This window comes from Flavobacterium sp. (assembly GCF_050696275.1).
GTDB lineage: Bacteria > Bacteroidota > Bacteroidia > Flavobacteriales > Flavobacteriaceae > Flavobacterium.
On the sequence record NZ_JBOGUT010000003.1, the window covers coordinates 145368 to 168500 of the forward strand.

The window sequence follows — 23133 nt, forward strand, 5'->3', positions numbered from 1 at the left end:
TTACAAGTTTAAAATAGGGATTAATACGGTTACTTTTGTTCCAATTGGCTCGTTATTCGAATCGAGTAGGTCTTCGATTGTAACGCCGATTTTTTCTTTTCGGTCATGATTCAGTAAATTTAACCGGTCCTGATTGGCTTCTGTAGCAAATGATTTGTGTTTGTATGCTCTTAATTCGGATGCTTTTTTTCTTCCGACACCATTATCCTGGATGGTACATTTTAAAATAGCTTTATTTTCCATTTTTTCAAAAGTAATGCTCAACTGTCTGTTTTCTTTTTTATGAAATAACCCGTGTTTAAGGGCATTTTCAACATAAGGCTGAATCAGCATCGTTGGGATTTTGATATCCGAAACAGCACTGTTTTCATCATAATTAATTTTATAACTGAACTTTTCTTCAAAGCGTAATTGTTCTAATTCCAGATAAATATTCAAGCAATCAATTTCTTCTTTTAACGGAATCGTTCCTTTTGAACTATGGTCTAGGTACGCCCGAATCAAATCGGCAAATTTTGCTAAATAGGAGCTGGCCAAATGTTTTTGGTTTAACACAATATATTCCTGAATGGAGTTTAGCGCATTAAAAATAAAATGCGGATTCATTTGTGATTTCAGGTTTTCGAGTTTTAGCATGGCCAATTCACTTTCAAACGTTACTTTCTCAAGTGCCAACTCTTTTTCTTTCTCTTTGATTGCTAATTTGTTTCTGTAGAATACAATAATAATTCCAAAAGCAATTGAAATCAATAAAGCTATAAACCACCATTTTTTCCAATACGGCCGGTTAATTTGTACCGCTATTTCAGTTGTAACATAATGATTTCCTGCACGGTTTTTAGCCCGGAGCTGAAAAATATATTCACCGGAAGGCAAGCTGTTAAAATTTACAAGATTCACATTGTCATCGAGTAAAATCCAGTTATTAGTCAGCCCGGAAAGCCGGTATTCGTATTGTAAATCGCCTTTGGGATAATACCCATTGATATGAAAGGTAAACTTTATCCGGTTTTTATAGTATGGCAGGGAATATTTTTGTTGTACGAGGGTGTCTTTTTCATTTATTGTAACAGACTGAATATAAATCTTATTGGGAAGGGGCGTGTGTTGTTTTTTGTTTTTGTCTATTAGCACGATATCTTCCTGTGTGGCAAAAAGTACCTGATTTTTGTTCACGATTAAATCTTTACTATTTCCAATTAAAGTATTATTAAACAGCGAAGGTTTGAATTGATTTGTTAAGGTGTTAAAAACCTGCACGCCTTTGTCAGTTACAATCCATAAATCATCTCCATCACTTTTAATCTGCTGTACTACATTGGAAGACAAACCATTTGGTACATCAATATTTTTTATGAATTTCCCATTTTTGAAACCTAAAGCCCCTTCATTGTAGGTGCCAAACCAAACCACATCATTACTTGTTTTACAAATTTCCTTAGCAATTACGCTTCTCCCTTTATAGTTTAAAATCGTACTGTTCCACTTTTGATCGTATTGCACTACGTTATCAACATACGTGATATAGGCTTTTTTATTGGTTTCATCATAAAAAGAACGATAGGCCCTTTTCTCACTTAAAAGGGCACTTACTGTAATATCATTATTTTTAAATTCCAAAATATTGGCCCTTCCAAACCCGCAGAAAAGAAGTTGGTCAGTTTTTCCAATCTGGCATATATCTTTGGCATTGAAAAAAGTATTTACCTGTTTTAATGTGCCATTATTCACATCGTAGCAATAAGAGAAATTATCGGTACTGATTAACAAAGTATGCTGTTGCTGCAAATAGGTCAGAGAGGCTATTTTATTTTTGGGATGCAAAGGAATGGGGTAGCAGTTTCCATTTTTTAAATCCATTATTAAAACATCTCCTTTTAATGTCCCTATTGCTATTTTGTCTTCCGAAATCTTCTCGATGACCGCAATGGCATTATTTGAAATAACGTTTTCAAAAGTCCTGACTTGCAGATCAGGAATAATAAAAACACCGTTGTTTATAGTGGTCAGCCAAATGTTTTTATTTTTGTCAATTATTTTTTTGGTAATAAAATCATTTTCAAAGAAAGCATCATTAATTTCAAAAACAGTATTATGCCTTTTTAATGACAATACCCCTTTTTGTGTGCAAAACCAGAGTAGTCCGTTGTCTTCAGTAATGGTGATTACTTTATTTCCTTCTAAATATTTTGGAAAAGTGATTTCATGAATCTGTCTGTCTTTAATTGAAAAAAAGCGATTCTTGTTTAAATTCACCTGATATTCATACAAATACAATTCGTTTTTATAGCCGAAAAGTTTTAGCACATTCGTAGTGTTGTCACTGATAAATGGCTGTGAAGTGATTTTTTCTATTTTAGAACCGGTAATGCAATACACATCATTGTTGAGGGCGAAATAAATTTTCCCGTTCATTTGATACGGAGCACGGATTGTTTTTATTGGTAATTTGATTTTCTTCCAAAGATTATTTCTCTGTTTTGTTTTTAAATCGATCTCTAGAAGAGTGGCTGCTCCGAAAAGCAATAATTTATCGTTATTAAAAATAAAATCGACAAGTTCGCCTTTCAATTCTTCTTTCAGATCCAGAAAGAGCTCAAGCCTGTTGCCTTTTACGTAGAAAAACTGTCCCGAAATATTGTTGCACCAAATCCGGTTTTGACGGTCAATTTTTAAATTAAAAACAGAAAGTCCCCGTTTTTCAGGGTTTGTAAAAGGCTGGTAGGAGGTTCCGTCAAAGCGAAAAAGCCCTTTATCAGCTGCTAACCAGATAAAACCTTCCGAATCTTCGGTAATATCATAAAATTCAACATCTGGCAAGCCTTCCTTTTCCGTTAGTTTTAACGTAACCGGGTTTTGTGCAAAAAGTACATTTACCATTGCCAAAAGAAAGATGCTATATAGGAATTTTGTTTTCAAGTATTCAAAAATAGAACAATGAAGATAATTCAAATAAATCTATTTCTGAATTTTAGTTTTGACTTGCTGAATGGATTGTTTGGGATGTGCTTTTAGATTCTGTAGCAAGTTGGGTATTACGTAAAAAAAAGACGAAAGTTAATTTCGGCTTTTCGGTCTTTATTCTGTTTTAAGAATCATATTTTTTCGCTCTGGAGACATTAGGCTCCATTTGGTTATGTAACTTTTAACAGCTTACGTCTTTTTCTGGTTTTCCCTCTGCTTTAGTAATCAATTCTTTACCATCCTCACCTAATGACCAAGTGTCAACTGCATTTCCGCTTTGATCAATAAGATGTGGAAAAATAATTTGTTACGATTTTTATTTTTTGGTAAATAGATTTCATAGCAACAAAATCTGTGACAAAATTTTTAAAAAAAATAAAATTGTCACAACTCTTGTGACAATTTTTTCAAAAATATTTTTTTGTCACAAGAGTTGTGACAAAATCTTCAAAATTATTTTTTTTGTCACAAAAGATAGAAGCAAAAAAAAGGAATAGTGCAGACTATTCCTTTTTTGTTATTCAGAGAAGTGTTTATTTAGATAGGATTATTTTTTTTGATGCTAAAAGGCTATTTTGAGTTCTTATTTTGCAAAGATAGATACCGCTTTGCAAGTGATTCAGGTCTAAAGTAATAACTACATCTCCGGATGAATAATGCTGTTCTTTCACTTCCTTAATTTTTTCTCCCAAAAGAGTGTAAATCTCAATACTAATCGCTTTGTCTTCTTTTAAATTGAAACTTAGGGTAGTGTTATTTTTTGTTGGATTAGGGTAAATTTTTAATGTGGTATCATTAAAACCGGTATGAGGAGCTGATAAAGTGCCGGTTGCAGGTTGTTGCTGCGTTACACAATGCACCATTCCGCCATTTCCGTACAGGTTTCTTACATCGATGCCTACAACGGTTCTTCCAGGATACAATCCGCCAATAATAGCATTGGCTGCAGCATCATTCGGGTCATTGTAATTAGGAACCAAAACACGGTTATTGGCTACATAATAATTGGCATAACTTCCTTTGTAACCTAAATTAGTTCCGTTTGTTTTTACGACATTATTTGCTGTAAGCGGGATAAATACTTTGGTATAAGCCACATTATTGGCATTTGTCGCTGCATATAATTTATTAATGTCACTTTGTGGAACACCCCAATACAATAAATCGGTTTGATTCATGGTCACTAATTTATTTCCAGGGACAAATTTGGCAAAACCATCTATATGCGCATCAGTGATATCGTCCTGACTGAACCATCCGTCAAGCCAAATGAATTTTACAGCACCTATATACTGTGCCAGAATAGTTTCGACCTGTGTTTGTGTTTTTCCAACGTTTCTGAGCGCTTTAATCCCTGAAGGACTGCTTGGATTGGTTTGCGCCAGTATAGATGATTTTGTAGCAAGAAAAGTACCGGCTCCATCCATTTCCCAGGAACCACCTTCAATGACTAAAGAGCTGTTTAGGTTTAGAGGCGTCATACTTGTTGCTGTTCCCATGATTGTAGGTACTAAATTGTCTTTGGCAAAACTATAGTCACCTCCCCAGCCATTAAAACCCCAATCCTGCATGACCAGATTGCCGGAAGCGTTACGAACGTAAATGCCTGCAATGTCCCGCATCCAAACGTCGTTAGTTTGCCCAATAACAAAATTAACGTTGGTTAAAGGAATATTGGCAGCGTTAAGTAATCCTGTAATTCTTGTTCTTTCAGTAGTGTTGTATGCAATGATATGCACTTTTTCATTGGCTTGTAATGCGTTGGTCATGGCAACCCATGTGGCATCATTTTCATTTCTGAATGTGTTTCCGTATTCGAAACCATGTGGCCAGGCTAGCCAAGTGCCTTCATGTGGTTCTGTTTCATCTGGAAACGTATACGTTTGTGCATTTGAAGCACTTGCGAATAAAGAAAAAAATAGTAAAAGTTGAAATTTGCTCATTTTAGTGTGTGTTTAGTTAAGCCAAAACTAAACTTTGTTTGTACAGCAGGATTGTCCTATTTTGACAATTTGCGTTTTACGGGAACATATATAGCCGTGAGTAATTCGGTTTTTGCAGTTCGATCGGCAATATAGTGTTCTATGATGGGAGAAGTGCCTAATTCATAATTACTCTCATACAGCCATCGATGGTAAATTTTGCGATACGTTTCCTCAATGTCGTCATAGCTTCCTTGATGCATGTATTTTGCATACCAACCTCCGAAAATGGTTTTGGAAAGATACAATTTAGGGGCAGCACAATTGTCAATACAAGCGTCATATCTTGATTTTGCTTCGTCTGAAATGATGGGCTGGTCTACAATTATTCCAAAGCAATTGTAAGGAGAAAGAGTCTTGTTTTGGTCAATGATCTCATCCCAAAGTGTGTTTATAGCCGGGTTATTGTAGTTGTTGCTGATGAGCGTTTTATAATGGATGGTGATTTTCTCTTTGTACTCGTATTCAAAATCAATAGCAAAAAAAGCATCTTTTTTTTCCTTGATGTATGCCTCAAAAAGAGCATTTTTATTTTTTCTGGCTTGTAAAGGTGTTATCTGAAATTTATTTTTAAAGGCTTTGGTAAACGACTGATTGCTTTCGTAACCTACATCATAGGCTACTTCCAAAATCGATTTATTGGTGTAAACCAACTGTTTGTAGGCATTTTCCAATTTCAATCGCGTACAGAAATTGCCGATGGTTTCTTTGATTATAGCATTAAAAATTCGTTGGATGTTGCGATAAGAATAATTTGAAATTACTTCTAATTCCGATGGATTAATTTGCCGATGGTAATTTTCTTCTAAAAAAGTAAGGATTTGCTGTATCTTTTCAATGGTCATCGGTTTGTTATTTAGGGCTTTACTACCTAAAACGGGATTTAGCAAAAATAGTATAAGTTATGATTGAATTTGGTTTATTTCTTAATTCCGATGATCTTCATCATGACCATTTCTGTTATTTTGAAATTGCCTCAAAGCATTAATTTTCTCGATTATTAATACGATAAAATGTTCTAGTACTAAAGCCAGTGGAATGGCTGCAAATTGTATATGCTGTAACGGCATCGTAGCAGTCAATCCAGTTGCATACGCAATTATCTGTGATCCGGTGATAGCCATTGATGTAGCCATAATACCTCCATTGGCAATTAATAAGCCTATTTTTACCATAGTTGGCAGTAATTTTGATTTTGACCATCTATAAAGTAAACCTGCGCCATATAAGAAGCTAAGCCCTTCTACAGTAGCAACTAACCATTGAGGTAATGTCAGATAGGAAAGTAAAATTCCTCCTGTGATTACGGTGCCTAATCCTAAAACTGTTGCCACAATTTTCACAACAGTGCTGGTCTTCTGAAGATAATTATTTAATGCATTATCTAAACTTAGAAACTTTTCCTGTGCCTGATGTAAACTTTGAACAGTAATACCTTGTTCTGCAACAGCACGAGTTACACTATCAACTAAAGGAGTGTATTCTGAGACAACTTGTCTAACACTATCAATTCCTTGCTCAAGGTCTTTAATTTGTTTTAATTTTGCAATATTTGTAATGGAGATATAAGCATCCTTTCCTTCATGTTGCCCCATAGGAATCCAGCCTAATGCGGAGGGCAAACCGATAAATCGGGCAATATAATTTTCTCCGTCGTATTCATACCATCTTGTCCAGCCTATTAATTGTTTTGTTTTTTTTACAGTCTGTACTTGTTTAAGAGAAGTAGTTGCCGCAGAAGTATTTTGTATCGCTTTCGCTCCCATAATATCGGCTTCCTTTTCTAATCCTTTATCATTATTTATGTTTACTTTACCTTTCATTTGCAAAGTAGGTTGTACCCTTCCTTGTTTTTGCTGTACTACATGCCAGGCTTCATGCGGTAAGTGTTTTTCCTGTCCGGAGGCAACATGAATATCCGTACCTTGTGCATAAGCATGTGCATTGAGTTGGGCGGGTTTAGCAGAGTTATAATGTACTTTGACATCATCCATAGAATGACCGGAAAGATTTTCTATTCCTGATTTTAGATTATCGGGCAGTCCTGTCTGGTTTGCCTTTCTTTGTAAAATTGAAGCTGGACGATTGTCTTGTAGTTCTATTGCTTTATTTTGGATGGTTTTAGCATTTAAATCAGGAGTGGCAGATTGTGTTTTACTATTATTTTGTTTATCGTGAGAATGTTCCATATTACTTTTAAAATTTTTATTGCCCTTATAATGTGTCTAAAAGCCATTTTAGTGATCTTTGATTTTGGTTTATTGGACAGCCCTTAATTTGGTCATTAGTTGTTTATACGCTTTTCCGCTTGTTGGCATGAGTCCTTTGATTTTGTCCTGAATCGTTTTGCCTTCATTCAATATATATTGAGCATCAACTTTTGTAAGTACATTCATTCCGACATTGAAGCTTAAATTTATAAGTTTAACGTAATCTTCATTTTTAGGATTTTTCAATCCGGCAGGTATAGTAGATAGCATCATCCAAAAATTGGTAACTCTAGGAGAATTGTTTTTATTGACACCTTTGGTATCAGGATTTTTATAAGCTACCACTTCTTTCCTGAATTTATCTCGTTTGATTTTATTGGGATTATCCCAGGCTTCTTTGACATAGGAGTAGTTTGCTCTGATGTGTGTGAAAATTTTATATTGTTTTGCAGTCCAATTATAGCCTTCTTTCTGTATTTTCTTTGTACTGCTAAATGTATCTAAGATTCCGCCTTGATAAGAATAAGCTCTATATTCCGTTTCATAACCAATTAGAGCATCGTCACCTTTTTCTTGTCTATGCTCATCAGCATCGTGCTGTACTTCATGTTTTATCGTTTCTTCGATTGTCTGAGTCGATATTCCAGGAGTCATTACAAGGGTCATTCTACCGGCAGTCTGAGTACCTAATTGTCCTTTAGGTTCAATGTGTACGCTTGAATTATTATGAAGGTCATCCCAATCATAATCTGCGGCACCACTTTGTAATGCGCTCCCAAACAAAGCATAATTGGAGCGAGGGTTTTTCATTGCTGCGGTTACTCTAAAATCGCTATCACCAGTTGGGCTTAATATGTCCATCTGAGTTACTGGCAGTAGGAGCCACTCTGATGAATTTTTCAATCTTAAGTCAGCATTTTGAATTCTTCCGGCTTGAGCTATTTGAACTACTCGCTGTTTGTATAGCAGGTTTTGTGCCACGGCAGCATCATGGAGTCCTTTTCTATAATAATTGCCATAAGCTCGTAACATAGTAACAATTAAAAAGGCACCTAATCCAATAAGTGGCGCTATATAACTTGTCAGCATGGCTACAGTAATTCCAAAATAAGCAGCTATAGCCTGTTTACTTGGTTTCACACCTAAATAAGATCCAACAAGAATCAGCGTATCTTTAAGCGTAAATTGAACTACGGTACCGCTGACAGGCATCAATTGTATGGGGCTTACAAATGGCAGGACAACCCTCTCAGATACATTGTATTCCTGAAACTGCATTGGGGCAATTCCTTTATGATTTAGGTTGTTTAATGGCATAGTCTGAAAAGGTTTCAACTTTGAAGATGGAGAACTATTGCCTGAAATGTTCTTAGCTTTATTTCCCATAACATCGGCTTCCTTTTCCAATCCTTTATCATCATTTATATTTACTTTGCCTTTCATCTGCAAAGTAGGTTTTACTCTTCCTTGTTTTTGCTGTACCACGTGCCAGGCTTCATGCGGTAAGTGTTTTTCCTGTCCGGAAGCAACATGAATATCCGTACCTTGTGCATAAGCATGAGCATTGAGTTGGGCAGGTTTATCAGAATTATAATGAACTTTGACATCATCCATAGAATGCCCGGAAAGATTTTCTATTCCTGATTTTAAATGATTAGGCAAGCCTGTATTGTTGGCTTTTTGTTGTATTGGTAGTAGAGCAGCAGGTTTATGCAAGGCTCCTTCATTTATTTTTTTTTGTAAAACCGAATGCTGGCGATTGTCCTGTAATTGAATAGCAGAATTACCTGATGCATTGCTGTCAGGAGGAGTATTTACTTCGGATGCTTTTTTTTGATGTTGAAACATTGACTTAAAAATTAATCTTTTATAATTACTTTTTACAGCGTAATTTATCCGGCATTGCATTGTATCAAATATTTGGTCTTCCTAATTTAAAAAGATTATTTATAATTTAATCCTGGTAACTTAGGCTTTTTACCCGTTTTTTTCTGCATCTCCAATCCTTTAATTTTTGCCTGACGTGCCTGAATCTTGTCTTTTAGCGTATCTACGGCAGCAAGATGTCCTCCATCTTGATCGACATGCATTTTGCCGACCCGTTTACGTTTTTGAATGGCAGACTTATAGTATATGACTGCCTGTTTTTGATGATCGATATTAGTGCTGGTTATACTAATATTATTCCCATTGTCTTCTGCTGTATGATATTCTTTAATTAATTGCGCTTCAGCCGCACTATTTTTTTTATCTTTCAGTACCCTTTGTACTGTTTGCCCTCCTAATCCGGGATTATTCTCAATTTTACTTACGCCATCACTTAATTTTTTTTGAATAACAGAAGATCCTCGGTTATCTTTTAATTGGACAGCTGAAACACCGAGACCTGCATTTGCAGCTTTTTTTTCTGTTTTCTCCTTGGATATATGTTGTTGTATCATTTTCTGCTTATTAAATTTGATAGTTACTTATTTTAGTTGCGTTTAACTAGACTGGATGAATTCAGTAAAAGCATTGCTGTCTCCATTAAAAACATCAAAGTCATTTGACTGATTATCTAATTCATAGCTTTCTGATTTTTGCCATAAAGTCCAGGATTTTGATTTCCAAATTGTTGGTATTGCTACTGTTGCATTGTAATCGGCTATCCATAAATTGTAATTGGCAAAAGCCGGATTTGTTAAATAAGTATTCGCAGTATTATTATCGGTATATAAAAGAGGTTTTCTTCCGGTTTTTTGTTCCAAAAGGCTAAGGAATTGCAATAAATTGGGTTGTATTTCAGTTTTATTAATTCCCGGATCTATACTGCCTTCTTCAAAATCTACAATAGGAGGAAAGTCTGTATTCAAAAAATTACCTACAACACCTAAATAATTGGCCGCTTGTTCTGTCGGATCGTCATCGCAATGGTAAAAATGATAGGCGCCACGCACATATCCTTTTGATTGAATTTCTGGCCAATTTGTTTTAAAATCAGGATCGGTATACGTAATTCCTTCTGTTGCTTTACAGATTACAAAAGTGAACTGGTCTGTTTGTTTGTTAAGTAAGCTGACTTCATTTCCCTGGTATTTTGAAATATCGATGCCGTATACGCTAAAATCATTATTTGTTGGTTGAGATGTGCCCATGGTTTTTAAATTTTTATGTTGGTTGTGTTTTTAGTTTTCTTTGAAATTATTTAGTAAAGTTACATCTACCGGACCTATAGCACCTGAATAATCAATAGCCGAACAAAAACGATGATGAAGAATCATCAGTTTTAAGTCTTCAAGTTTTCGGTCAAAATAGGGGAGTTTTACTTTTTTGCCAGTTATGAGTTGTATTAAATGATCATTTTTAAATGGATATACCTTAAATAAAGGTTCATGAATTTCATAAAAAACGTCTTCATCATCAACAATAAAATCAATGTTGAATATGTTCTTTTTTATTATTCGATTATCCGCTTTTAATAAAAAATGGATGTGACGTTCTATCTTATTCAGAATTACATCAATTGTTTTTTCATTCGTTTTTGCTATCAAATAAAGATTCTTTGTTGTAATTAAATAACCATTGATAATAAGATCATTGTATTTGCAGCAATGATTTAAAGCAATAGCAATAGTTGTATTGACATAACTAATGTCGAAATTGTTTTTCCAGTTTCCTAATCTAAGTTCCACTTTATGATGATACAAGTGTTTTTTAGAAATTAAAGGAATTGGTTTGTCTTCCACTTTTTTCATATCAATTCATTTGAGTGATGCTAAGCGTTCGGTTCTCTTTTTTAAATTCACGTCTGATCCCTTCGATAAGGTCTTGATACGTAACAAGAGTTTCATTTTTCTGAATGGCTTTTAAAGCACAATACCGTAATACATTGATAATGGCTCCTCCTGCCAGTTCGTATTGCTCGGCAATGTTTTCCAGATCAATATCCGGGTCTAACTTACATTTTCCTGAGAAGGCGTTTTCCCATAATAAAAGGCGTTCTTCCGGACTTGGCATTGTAAAATGAATCATAGATTGAAACCTTCTGGAAAAAGCTTCGTCCATATTTTCTTTTAAATTGGATGCTAGTATGACAACTCCTGGAAAGTCTTCGATTCTTTGTAATAAATAACCTGTTTGCTGGTTGGCATGCCTGTCGTTTGATGATGAAGCATTGGTTCTTTTTCCGAAAAGCGCATCGGCTTCATCAAAAAATAAAATCCAGTCTTTATGTTGGGCCACATCAAATATTTTAGAAAGATTTTTTTCCGTTTCCCCAATGTATTTTGACACAATCATTGAAAGATCAACTCTGTAAACTTCCCGATTTGTACTTTTTCCCAACAAAGTGGCCGTAAGGGTTTTTCCTGTTCCCGGAGGTCCGTAAAAAAGCGTTCTGTATCCGGGTTTTATTTTGTTTTCAAGACCCCATTCTGTCATAAGAGTCTCACCGTGATTTAACCAGGCATTAATTTCCATGACTTGTTCCATAACATGATTTTCTAAGACCAGATCAGACCAATTCATGTTGGTGGAAATCTGTTGTGCCGGAAACGAAACACTATGTTCTAATTTGGGCAGCGTACCAGTTATGAAATAATGTAACCAACGTTCATTAATTGAAAGTGTCTGGTTTAAAAGAGGTATATTTGATTCTGATGCTTCCAAAATTAAAATCTGTTCTTTTGAAAGAATAGTAACAGCAGTTAAAATAGGCAGCATCTCAATCCATAATTCCGGATTAACAGCAGTAATTAAAAAAGAAAAGGTTTGGCCTGTTGGTAAAAACCCGCTATGATTTTTATTGGTTACACCGCCAAATTCTGTAAAACCACGATCATACATGGCATTTTTGCTAAAGAAAATATCAAGTAATTCCGGTTTTATTTGGGGTGCCAATACCAACGCAAGGCAAAGCCGTTCGAATAGATTTAAATTCCATTCTTCCAGTTTTTTATAATAAACAGCGTCCTCCGTATCTTCATCTGCTTCGGGTAACGGAATATCCATCCAATGGTTTTCATGACCTTCCTGAAGCAAATAACTGCAGATGACCTGGTCGATTACTTTTTGCAACCAGTCCATTTCTTTATTCAGCACAATTATGTTTTGGCTAGTTTCCATAATTTGAAAATAGCTTTTCAATATCATCCAGATTGGAATCTACCCATTTAAAATATAACAAAGCCGTGTTCGGATTTAATTCATTTGACTGCAGCATATCCAGAAAATGGCCTTGCGCATTCTGCATTATCATTTGTGCATTATAATCAGTATCATTATGAAAATTTGAATCAAAAAAAGCAGCTGTCCATTCGTTTGAATAAGTAGTATTATTTATGAAATCACTAATGAAATAAGCCAGTTTTTCTTCTTGTACCACAAGCTTTTTAGCTTTAAAATAGGCCGGTTTTCTTTTGGTTTCACGATGACAATATTCGATATCCTTAGATTGAATTGTTTTGGTATTTTGATGTCCGAAAATATCAACTAATCCAAAGTTTTCTGCATCACTTGCTAATTCCAGTTCTGCGTTTGCATCACTTGCAATAGCCAGCGTTGTACTTGCAGCGGTGGCACTTTCTGTTACGACATAGAGTTCACGGAAAGAGAATAAAGTCTGGGTAAACTTTATAATTAATTGCTGCTGAATATCGTTCCAGTTATTAATTTTTATAGATTGAGGTTCTTCTGCTTTAAAAATAAAACTGCCCCGATTGGCAAAAGCCAGTATTTGCTTGCTGAATTCAAATTGTCCTTCAATTGCTCCGTGTCCGTTTCCCCGGCCTGAATACGGTTTTGAAATCCCAAGATTAAAATTCCAATTGGATGCATTTAACCCAATCACTGCACTTAAATCAGCATCTTCGGAAGCTATAATAGCATTTCGATACAAATTTCCCAGCAGGATAATTTCTCCATTTTTAATTTGAAAATAATCTCCTGGAAACAGACTTTGATTTAATGGTTTGGTAGGTATAAATCCTCCTGTTTTTAGGTAAAAATGCCTGTAAAAATTTTTATAAATGATATCCATAAAACTAAAAATTAAATGAGTAAAGCCCACTGCAACAAATTACTGTAGCAGTGGACTTTTTAGTTTCTTTAAGATGCCAAAGCTGCAGCGTTTGCAGCTGCTAAAGCCGCTTGTAACGATTTAAGTTCAACCTGAGCTTTGTTTAAATTTGCATTAGCAACATTCAATTGTCTTGTGGTTTCATCATTTGCTTTATTAGCTTCCAGATAAGCAGCTTTTGCTTCTGTATTTGCTATTTCCAACAAGGCTAATATCGAATTGTTTCCTGCCAAACTAAATTGCTCTTTCGGACTTTTTTTCCCTGTCAGAGCCAAATAAAGAGTTAATGCCTGTTTTTGTTCAAGACCTGTAATAGCCTCAGATTCTAAACATAATGTTTGAGCAGAAAATATTGATTTTAAGGCAATAAGAGTAAGCGCAACGGCATTGTTTGCGTCTGTTCCGGCAGCATTTATTTTGGTTATCAAATCATCTGAAATAAGCGGGTTCAAGGCTTTTTTACGAATAACAAGATTGGATAATTTATTGATGATTTCTACTGAATAAATCAGTTTGTTAATCAAATCAGCTATTTCTTTGGCAACTCCTTCTGTGTTTTGATTTGCGACAGTCATTTTAGAAAATGCGATATTAGAGTTTTCGCTTAAATCTAATGCATTTTGCACAACCTGATCCGCAAGTTGTTTGTTGCTTAATGATTGGTCTCTGTTGTTTTCGGCCTCCAATAAATATCCCTGGTATTTTATTGCTTTTTGATTTAGAGACGAAACAACTGTTAATTGCTGCTGAACAACAGCTTGTGCGTCTGTTACCTGAGAAGTTAATAAATCTATATCTGATTTTTTCTTTTCTGTAATTCCATATCTTTTCGGACTTGAATTTGATACTATAGTTTCCATATTTTAGGATTTAATTGGTTAGTTTTATTGATTATTAGTTATTGAAAAAATGAAAGGTTCTTCGTTTTCCCAATCTGATAAATTATTATTGTATTGGCCTTCATTTATTTCTTCTCCTGCATAAATAGAAAGCACTACTGGAATATATGATTTAGAATCGATTAATGCATTTCCGAAATTGTCTGTTGTTGTAGGATCAATTTTTACTTCATAAGTCAATGAACCTTTAGAAGACGGAACAGCTGTTGTATAATTCCCTGAAGGGACATTCTCAGCTAATTTCAGATTAAAGAAGAAACCTTTTGTGTTTTTGACTTTAGGAGTTCTTTTTGCCAGTATTTTTTCAAGTGACATAGTCAAGTGATCCAATTTACTTTTTACCACCAACAGTTTTGTGTCAATTTCTACTTTGATTAAGGTGTAATAATTTGTAATACTATCAAATTCCTGAGTCAGGACTTTAATTTTATCTTTATCCTTAACCGGATCAAGTGATTTTATTTCTTTCTCAAATTCAGTTTTTAATTCAGTTATTTTCGCTTTAATTGAAGCTAATTCCTCTTCGTATTGATTAATATCATTTTTTGAATATTGGATTTCTTTTCCTACGATAGATGCTTCCATAGTTTCCGCAAAGAATTCAAGTTCCTTATTGGTAAAAAGATTTTCATCATAAGATAAGAACATACATCTGTACTCTGTAATTTTATGATCATTCTTGTCTACCGTAAAATTTAAAGCGTAAGGAGATAGTACCGGTAAATCCGGATTGATATGAATAATTTTTTCAGGCTCTTGTTCTATTAAAATATCTTTTATGGCTTTTAATGTCTTTTTTAAGCCAAAAGTTTCTGATGGAGCCGAAAGGAAATCATCATAAGTGTTTATTCCTTTTTTATAATCATCTGTAAATATGGTAAGAAGAAAGATGACATACTTTTCACCCAAAATAAGCATTTCATTGTCTGAATCGATTAAATCAAGGATTTTAATGTTTTTAAATCCTTCTCTTTCTAATTCGGCTACAGCTTCAAGTTCTTTTTCGTCTTTTTCAGCCTGAACTTCGGCCTGAGTAAATTCAGTTTTAGCATTTGTAGCATTTGTTGTTGCAATTTTTAAACTATCTGCAGCAACTTTGGCAAGATCCAAAACTTTTGTTTCATTAAGTTTTGAATTTTCTAGGGCTTGTTCAATCTCGTTAAGAGCTGCAGCTGCTTCTGCAGAAGCTTTGGCGAGTTCCGCATTTTTAGGCTCTTTTTTAGCAGTTTCAGCAGTTTCAGTTGCTTTTTCTTTGGCTGCAACCTGGTCTTTTGTTAACTTGACAGTATTTTCTTTGCCTTTTAAAACAATAGCATCAGCATCTTGCTTTTCTTTGGCAGCCGATACTAAATTAGCATTGGCTTCATTCAGTTTGTCTTTTGCTTTAAATAGACTTTCTTTAGATGCGTTTTCTTTGGTTAATGCTGCAAAATAGGCGTTATAATTTGCAATAGCAGTAGTATTTGACTGATCTGTCTCATCAGCAGGAGGAATGATTGGTATATACTGTAATGGATTGCCCATTGCTTCTTCAGCTGTCAATGCTGAAAAAGTAGATTTTTTACTGTCCTTCACTAAGAAAAGATTATAACTTTTTACCGGGTTATCCAATCCAAGTACCGGAGTGCTGGCTCCTTTTTCATTGGATTTAAATGGTGGTTTATAATAATTAAAAGTGACATTGTAAGAGTTGTTGAAAACTTTAGGAACATGAACTCTTAAGTTGTAATTAAGACTTTTATTATTAAGATCATAAGCAACCTTAGCAGCTTCTAACTCCACCTTGTTAGATTCTATTGCACCTTGCGCATTTTTGGTGTTGACGCTGGCAGCTGCTTTTGCATCATTTGCAGCGGCAACAATCGCAGCAATTGCCGTAAAATTTGAGTTTGCAACTTTCAGCAAATTGTCTATAGAAGCATCTGTGATCTTTGCTTTGTCTTCTACGGTAGACGATGCAACTTCAGCAATAGATGCCGACGTTTCCATTGCATGTTGAGACGCAACTTCGGCAAGATATGCAGTTTTGTTCATCAAAGTATAAGCTTCAACACTCTGCTGATAAATCTGAGTGCCATAATTGGCTGCATTAATAATACTAAAAATACTTCCCATATCGCTTGCTAATTTTACGATAGCATTTGTAGCAATCTGAATGTTAGAAGCACTCACAGCAACATTAGTTACAGATTGTGAAGTGTAGCTGTTTTGCTGATTTGCAGACAATACAACATTAGTAGAAATATTTTTGTTTTCGGTTGCCTGCTTCCTTACCGCCTGAGACTGGTTGTATTTTTTTGTTGACGAATCAAATTTGTCGTTGGTGACTATTTCAGCACCTTCGGCATAATAAAGTGTAAACATGGATGAATTTAATTGGCAATCCAAAGTTTTCTTATTCGTTTCCTGGCTTTCTAAAGAAGCCAATACACTGGAATGTAAATTTTCACTGTAGCTGTTCATAATTGTTCTTTTAGTTGATTAATTTTTATTTTCAAGGTTCGATTTATTATTGTTATACTTTAATTTAAATTTTTAATAAGGCCAATTGACATGCAGGGGTTTGTCCATCCAGGGGTATTTTATAATTGAAAAAGCAAAGGGAGAATTGTTTATCAACAAATCGTAAGGTCTTTTATCTACGGTGAGCTCCCATCTGTCTTCTAATTCAAACAAAGTTCCGTCACGAACAAGCCAATTACCTCTGAAACCATTTACAGTACATTCGCCAATTGCTGTCCAATAGGAAATGGCCGCCGTTATCAAACCGTTTATTAATACTTCATTTTCATGAGAAATTTCGATTTCATCCGGAATTGTATGTGTAAGTGGTAAACCGCATAATACTTTATTCAAAGGCAAATACGTTTCTTCAGTCTCATTTAGCCCTGTAACTACATATTGCAAATACTGAACGGCATTAATCTGAGCTTCAATAGTGGTAAATTCGTTGTCTTTTGCCAGCCCAAGACGTTCAAACAGCATAACCACATAGTTGTTTAAGAGAACAATTCCTGCGTTTCTAACTGGAATACCTACCTTAACTGGAGATTTCGGATGTTTGTTAATGCTTAATTTTTCGATCTTAGCAAGTACTTCTGTTTTTTGTTTGTTTTGGATGGTTTGTTTTTCAGTATTTAGAACTTCTCTAAAACTAAGTTGCAGCGACAATGGCAATCGATAGATATGCTTTTCAATATCCATAAGGAAATTTTTTTTGGCAATTCCTTTTTTGGTTACAACATCCCAAATTAGCTCGTTCCAGATTTTATCAACCGAAATTATTCTCCAATTATCATTGGCGGCGGCTTTTAGCAGTTTTCTCAATAAAAGGCTTTGTATTTCTTTTGCTGCGATTCCACGAATGCTGATACTTCCCAAAGTAGTGTAGAACTTTTCAAGAATTTTCAGATAAGACTCTTTGTTTCTGTCTAATTGACTAACAGATTCACATAAGTTATTAAAACTTATATTTCGGCTAAGCCAATCTGTCTGTGCTTCAGAAATAAATTCATTTTTGATTATTCTAAAGAATATTTTCGGTTCGTTGATGATAATTTCGTTTAGTAAATCTTTAATTTCAAACGTCCCTGAAACAGTAAATCCGACAGGAATTTGTTTTTGACAAATAACAAGTGAATACCATTCGTATTTTTCTTTTGCAGATAGTTTTTGACCGTTAAATAAAATATTATTTTCCAAGTTTTTTATATTTTTATTGGATGCTGTTTTATTCAAGATTAAACTGTCTTTTGAAATGTCATTTAGTGTGTTTTTTTCGATAAGAGAAGCTTCGATTGCTGCTTCATTATCCATTTTATAAGGTAGCTTTGTTTCGTTTTCAGATGAATGCTTTTTAGGAGAAATATTATTTTTCAAATAAAACCTGAAAGCTTTTTCCAGCAGTTTCTGAAACAAAATCTCATTTCCTTTATAAGCAGAATATTTCAAAACAGTTTCCCAGAATACCTCGTTCAGATCCTGAATAATTTCATTTTTTGAAAATGATTTTGATTGTCTGATTAATATAACTGCATGTTCTTTTACCCAATTATTTTTCAGGAATATTCCATTCTTTAAAAAATAATGAATAAGATTCTGACTCTGTTTCTTATCTTGTTTCCGTAACGAAATAAATTTTGCATCCTCAAAATTAGAAGCCAATAAACTTGATAATTCTAATTGCGCTTGTTGAGAGGTACTCTGCATTAGTAATGCAAACTCAATAATATCAATGGAACTATTGTTTTTTAACTGATTTAAAAAGGTTCTTTTAGTGGTAATTCCAAAAGACTTAATTTTTCTTGAGTGCAATAATTTGGTTATAAACTGAAAATAATCGTTACGTTTTGTATTGGTTACTTTTTTAGATAATTCAATAAAAACCGTTTCCAGAAACACAGAAGAATTATGTTCAGGATGCAGTATTATTTCCTGTATACTCAATAAGATGAAATCGTCGGTAAGAAGTTCTTCAGGGAAATCGTATTTTTCTTTTGCATTCAGTGTTTTATATACAGTTTGTATCGTTTGTACCAGTTTTGTTTTTTTATAACTTGTTGTTTTTACAAGTAATTGCAGCAGTTCACGGTTAAGGATTAACGGAAGTATTTTTCTCAGAAAATCTTTATTTTCATACGATAACATCACCTCAAAAGCCATTTTGGGATGCAAAGAAATAGTTTTAACAAGTGACCTTTGCAAATCTATAAAAAGCGCATTTTTATTTGTTCTTTTTTGCAGCTGCAATTCAAGTTTTGACATTAAATTTCGGAAATGAATTGTAGGATAATTTGAATTACTGTTATCTATTTCGTTGCAATAAACAGTATTTAAATGGGTATAAATTGTTGTAGAATTGCTGTTTTTTATAGCCGCAGGAATTCTGGCATTAGTAAATGATTCTAATAATTGTTCGGGTTCAAGGTGGTTCTTTTTACTTAACTCTTTTACGCAATGCAATAAAAATGCTGTATGGTTCGCATTTTTATTTTTGTGGAGAAAAGTAATTCCAATTTCCCATAAAACAGCACTGTTTGTTTTCAATTTAAGTGTCTTGCTTAACGCATTCAAATAAATTATGGTATCCATATTCAATGAAGATGGAGTAGTATCGAGTTTGGAAAAGACTATTTTTATTGCAGTTTCATTTAAATCCTGAATGAGTGAAATCAAAGAGTTTTCGGTACTCAAAATTCTTTTTATGATAGTGTTGAATCTGGTGGTATTCTCATTGTTAAGCGCAACGATCAATTCGTTCAGATTGCTTTTATCTGTTTTAGATTTTCGTACTGTTTTATTCTTTACTAATTGCTCGAAAAGGATCCAATAATCTATAGTTTTTTCAGGTTTGTAATGCTCTTTTTTTTGTGTTTCGTATTCCTGAGTCAGCGTTTTCAGTGAAAGTATAAAATTATTATTTTGAGTCGTTTTATCCGATAGCTTAAGAATTGTATTTTCAATTAATAAAATAAGTTCTGAGTACGCAATATTGTAATGATTCGCCATTTGCAGAATACTGCTTTTCATGAAGGCGAGTTTATTAAAAAGTGTTCCGCGTTCCAGAAGCAAAAAGTTAAGTATAAAGAAATAAAGGTTCTTTTTGAAGCTTGCCGTACTGGTCTGGATAATCGTTTCTTTTACCTGAAGATTGGTCATAATCGAAGAAAATTCAATTATTGAATCACTATTATTAGGTTCAAGTGCAGCTATTATTTTGTTTACATTTTTTTCGTCAAATTGCCATGAAATTCTTTTTCTTACTTCCTCGTGAGTTAATCCTGTTCTTTTGATAATAGCGATGATTTCAGTTAAGTTATTCTGAAGCAGTTCGGCCATTATCTGGTTTACAGATCCTTCTTTATTTTGATAATTCCAAGGCAGATAACCTTCCAATAAAAAAACGGTAAGGTTTTCCAACATTGATTTTTCTTTGTTGTAAACAGCAATCAGGTTTTGTTTCTGATTGTTTTGATAGATAATCAATTCGGCTATTTTCTCACGTAACAGGCTGCGGATTTTTGTGCTCAGATCGAATTCAAGATCACTGTAATCACAAATGCCGAGATCTAATTCTAACGACTGAATTCTCCAGCTTTGTTCCGGCGGGCAAAGTTCATTAAATACATTGGCAGCTTCTCTGGGCAAAGAAATTTTACTCCAGTTGCTCAAACGTTCCTGAACTTTGAAGCCTTCTTCTTTTTTATCAAAAGTAGTATTCCACTTTAGACTTGATACAATATGGCTATTTATTTCTTCCATTTTTTGTTTCCAGAATTGAGGTTAAACTACTTATAAGATTCATTGCAGATTCAGCAGGATTTATTACTACCGTTTTCTCTGAGTTGTTTATTGGTGCATCTTCCTGATCTGTTGTAATCGGAAGTGATTCATCTTTGTATCGCAAACTTTCATACCAATACATATAATCAGGAATAAATGTTTCCAAATCCTGGCTGCTTAAAAAAAGACACTCATAACTGATATTAAAAGGAAGATTCATTGCGAGAAACTGTTTTAATCTTTTTTTGAATTTCGGTGTTTGAAATGGCGGAATAAAATCGGGAAACAGCAATAAAATACTCTTTTTAAAAATTTTAGAATTGATCGTTATTTTTCCATTTCCAGACGAAATCGTTATGCGGAAAGAATAATTTGAGGCATCCGTTTTTATATAATCATTTTGGTTTTCTATCGTGGTATTACTTGCTGTAAAGGGATATTTTGTATCAGAAAACAGCAAATAACCTTTTTGTAAATCAGCGTCTAATGTTGCTTCGTCAGTTGCGTTTAAAACAAAATTCAGATTTGTTACTGTTTGAAAATCGATGTCTTCAATACTATAAGAGACATCATTTACTGGGTTTGTTTTTATGATTTCAATAGTAAATTTTAGTTGATTTAAAAGAAGAACTGTTTCCAGAAGCAAACTTCCGTTTCTGTTTTCAATAAACCATAATGATTCCTGAATGGTCTTGTAAATAGTGCTGTCTGAACTATTTTCAATACTATTTTTTTGATTGTCTAATTGAGTCGAGATAAAATTTAAGTATATATTTTTTAATCCAAATAATAAATTCAGTTTCAATTCAAATCCGGAAAAATTATTGAAATTGTGTTGATTTAACTTTTCCTTTTTATTGATTTGTTCTGATCGGAATATAAAATCGGTAGTATTTTCGTTTATATAACGATAATGTTCTTCCTTAATCTTCGGAAGGTTTACATCAAGATTTCCATCAACAATTTTCGCTGCTTTTTTTGCACTTAGATAATCATACGCTTTTTGTTTGTTATAGGATAAAAGTCCGAGATTTTGCAAATACAAACTTTTTAAGATTATCTGATCTTTTCTTTTGTCTCCGGTATAGATGGTATTATCAATAAATGAATCAATCACTATTGGTGATTCACCATGTCTTGCAAGAAGATGATCAAGCAATTTGTTTCTTCGGTCGAGGTTTGTATTTTCCTCTTCCATCAATTTCATTAAACCATATATGTATGGATTATATGGATCTTGCTGATAGTCAAACCAGCTTTTTTCGGTTAATTCAATTGGAGATTCATTGCCATAACTGTAATTAAAAGTCGAACTGTCTTTTAATAAAGGTTTGATGTGAGGTACATCATATAATGATTGATAAAAATAACTGGGAGAAAACATTTTATACGGTACCGGATATTCTAAATGTTTTTGCTCGTATTTATCCTTTAAAGCATAAAAAGTTTCTTCGTCAGAAGGAGCTCCGCAAACCGAATTTTTAAAAGAAAATAATTTTGAAATATTTGCCAATTGCGAAAATTGATTGGCCAGTATTTGATCAAATAAAGTTAAATAACCTTTTAATTGACGGGACTGTGCAACCTGAACCGGTCGTGTGGCGTCTTCTAATGTATCATCTCCAATACCATATTGCTGGGGAAAAGTATTTTGAATGGAATAGTAAGTATTGATGTCTCTAAAGTTGCTTTTTGGTAATTTTGAATTTGTTTTGTTGTTTATAATAGCTGTGGTTTCATCAAAATTATCAACAATAGCTTGTAATGATCCAAAAGAATTAAACGGCAAATCTTTTCCGTTAGCACTTACTATTAGTTTTTGATTTTTATAAGAAGCCAGCACATCAATAGTTATTATCTGATTTACTGCTGATTGAAGAGTAGTGACTGTTTTGTCTTCCTGAAAAAGCTGTAATCCTGATATTGAGGCAACACCAGTTACTGATTCTATTATTGATACTAAATCAATTGCTTGTATAGTATCCTTTTTATCAATTAAAGAGTCAGTTATAATCCATCCATTTGTTAAATACGGTCCATCATATATTTCAGCGGCAGTGTATCCTTTTTGCTTTAGAGTATCATAACCTGCTTGTGTTATTTTAGAGTATATATAGGAACAGATTTTATTTTGCAGTTCTAATAAAACGGCATATTGATCGGCATCTTTAGTAAGTTCTAATTTGCCTCCAATTGTGCAGTTTACAGCGCTTAATGCAATTGGTTCATTGAAAATTTCTCCTAAATTCCGACTTTTATTAAGCAGATAAAAAGCTGATTTACAAATACTTTCAATTTCAATTAGGTCAGTAATTGCAGGAGTTACATAGAGATAGACCTGATACACTTTATTAAAAGGAAAAAGATTATCGTTATAACAAAGTATCATAACGTTATCAATGTTTTCTACGCCATCAATTAGATATTTTTTATAATCATCAATGGTATAAGGTGAGGTCGTTAAGATTTCATCCGGTAAATAAAATTGGTTGTCTATTTCAATTTTCCCATCAGAATCTGTCAAAATATCAGGAATGCTAAAATCTGTACAATAACCTAATTCTGTAAGAGCATAACAGAACTGGTCTAAAATTGTCATTCCCGGATCACTTGGGTTAAAGTTTGTCCACTCACTTCCAATATGCTTTTGGATATATTCAATCGCTTCATTCTTCAGGAAATTAAAGTCCTGATGTGGAGGAAGTTGTTTTTTTAATATATGATTGATTGTATCCATTTTA

14 protein-coding genes are annotated in these 23133 nt (G+C 33.8%); all 14 read right to left on the reverse strand.

Annotated features, from left to right (window positions below):
* On the reverse strand, positions 1-2919 hold the full coding sequence (locus ACRDEC_RS03110; protein ID WP_431496868.1) for a sensor histidine kinase: 2919 nt from the start codon (positions 2917-2919) through the stop codon (positions 1-3).
* A 578-nt stretch (positions 2920-3497) separates the two neighbouring features.
* Positions 3498-4907, reverse strand: coding sequence for an agmatine deiminase family protein (locus tag ACRDEC_RS03115; RefSeq protein WP_431496869.1), 1410 nt, complete (start codon positions 4905-4907; stop codon positions 3498-3500).
* Between the two features lie 56 nt (positions 4908-4963).
* Positions 4964-5791, reverse strand: a complete 828-nt coding sequence (locus ACRDEC_RS03120) for an AraC family transcriptional regulator (RefSeq protein WP_431496870.1) — start codon at positions 5789-5791, stop codon at positions 4964-4966.
* 81 nt (positions 5792-5872) lie between these two features.
* Positions 5873-7135: a DUF4157 domain-containing protein gene (locus tag ACRDEC_RS03125; protein ID WP_431496871.1), complete on the reverse strand. Its 1263-nt coding sequence runs from the start codon at positions 7133-7135 to the stop codon at positions 5873-5875.
* A gap of 69 nt (positions 7136-7204) precedes the next feature.
* Positions 7205-9004 carry a DUF4157 domain-containing protein gene (locus ACRDEC_RS03130; RefSeq protein WP_431496872.1) on the reverse strand — a complete coding sequence of 600 codons (1800 nt, stop codon included), beginning with the start codon at positions 9002-9004 and terminating at the stop codon, positions 7205-7207.
* A gap of 95 nt (positions 9005-9099) precedes the next feature.
* Positions 9100-9597 carry a hypothetical protein gene (locus ACRDEC_RS03135; RefSeq protein WP_431496873.1) on the reverse strand — a complete coding sequence of 166 codons (498 nt, stop codon included), beginning with the start codon at positions 9595-9597 and terminating at the stop codon, positions 9100-9102.
* Positions 9598-9639: 42 nt separating this feature from the next.
* On the reverse strand, positions 9640-10290 hold the full coding sequence (locus ACRDEC_RS03140; RefSeq protein WP_431496874.1) for a GH25 family lysozyme: 651 nt from the start codon (positions 10288-10290) through the stop codon (positions 9640-9642).
* Between the two features lie 30 nt (positions 10291-10320).
* On the reverse strand, positions 10321-10890 hold the full coding sequence (locus ACRDEC_RS03145) for a hypothetical protein (RefSeq protein WP_431496875.1): 570 nt from the start codon (positions 10888-10890) through the stop codon (positions 10321-10323).
* A gap of 1 nt (position 10891) precedes the next feature.
* Positions 10892-12259, reverse strand: coding sequence for an AAA family ATPase (locus ACRDEC_RS03150; protein ID WP_431496876.1), 1368 nt, complete (start codon positions 12257-12259; stop codon positions 10892-10894).
* Positions 12249-13172: a hypothetical protein gene (locus tag ACRDEC_RS03155; protein WP_431496877.1), complete on the reverse strand. Its 924-nt coding sequence runs from the start codon at positions 13170-13172 to the stop codon at positions 12249-12251. The genes ACRDEC_RS03150 and ACRDEC_RS03155 overlap by 11 nt, the downstream gene beginning before the upstream one ends.
* A gap of 68 nt (positions 13173-13240) precedes the next feature.
* The gene (locus ACRDEC_RS03160) at positions 13241-14071 is read right to left on the reverse strand and encodes a hypothetical protein (RefSeq protein WP_431496878.1); all 831 of its coding nucleotides are present in this window, start codon (positions 14069-14071) and stop codon (positions 13241-13243) included.
* A 24-nt stretch (positions 14072-14095) separates the two neighbouring features.
* Positions 14096-16573 (reverse strand): hypothetical protein, encoded by a 2478-nt coding sequence (locus ACRDEC_RS03165; RefSeq protein ID WP_431496879.1) that lies wholly within the window; start codon positions 16571-16573, stop codon positions 14096-14098.
* Positions 16574-16645: 72 nt separating this feature from the next.
* Complete coding sequence (locus ACRDEC_RS03170; RefSeq protein ID WP_431496880.1) at positions 16646-20371, reverse strand: contractile injection system tape measure protein; 3726 nt, start codon at positions 20369-20371, stop codon at positions 16646-16648.
* Positions 20355-23129 (reverse strand): hypothetical protein, encoded by a 2775-nt coding sequence (locus tag ACRDEC_RS03175; RefSeq protein ID WP_431496881.1) that lies wholly within the window; start codon positions 23127-23129, stop codon positions 20355-20357. Before ACRDEC_RS03175 ends, ACRDEC_RS03170 begins: the two co-directional genes overlap by 17 nt.
* Positions 23130-23133 lie beyond the last annotated feature (4 nt).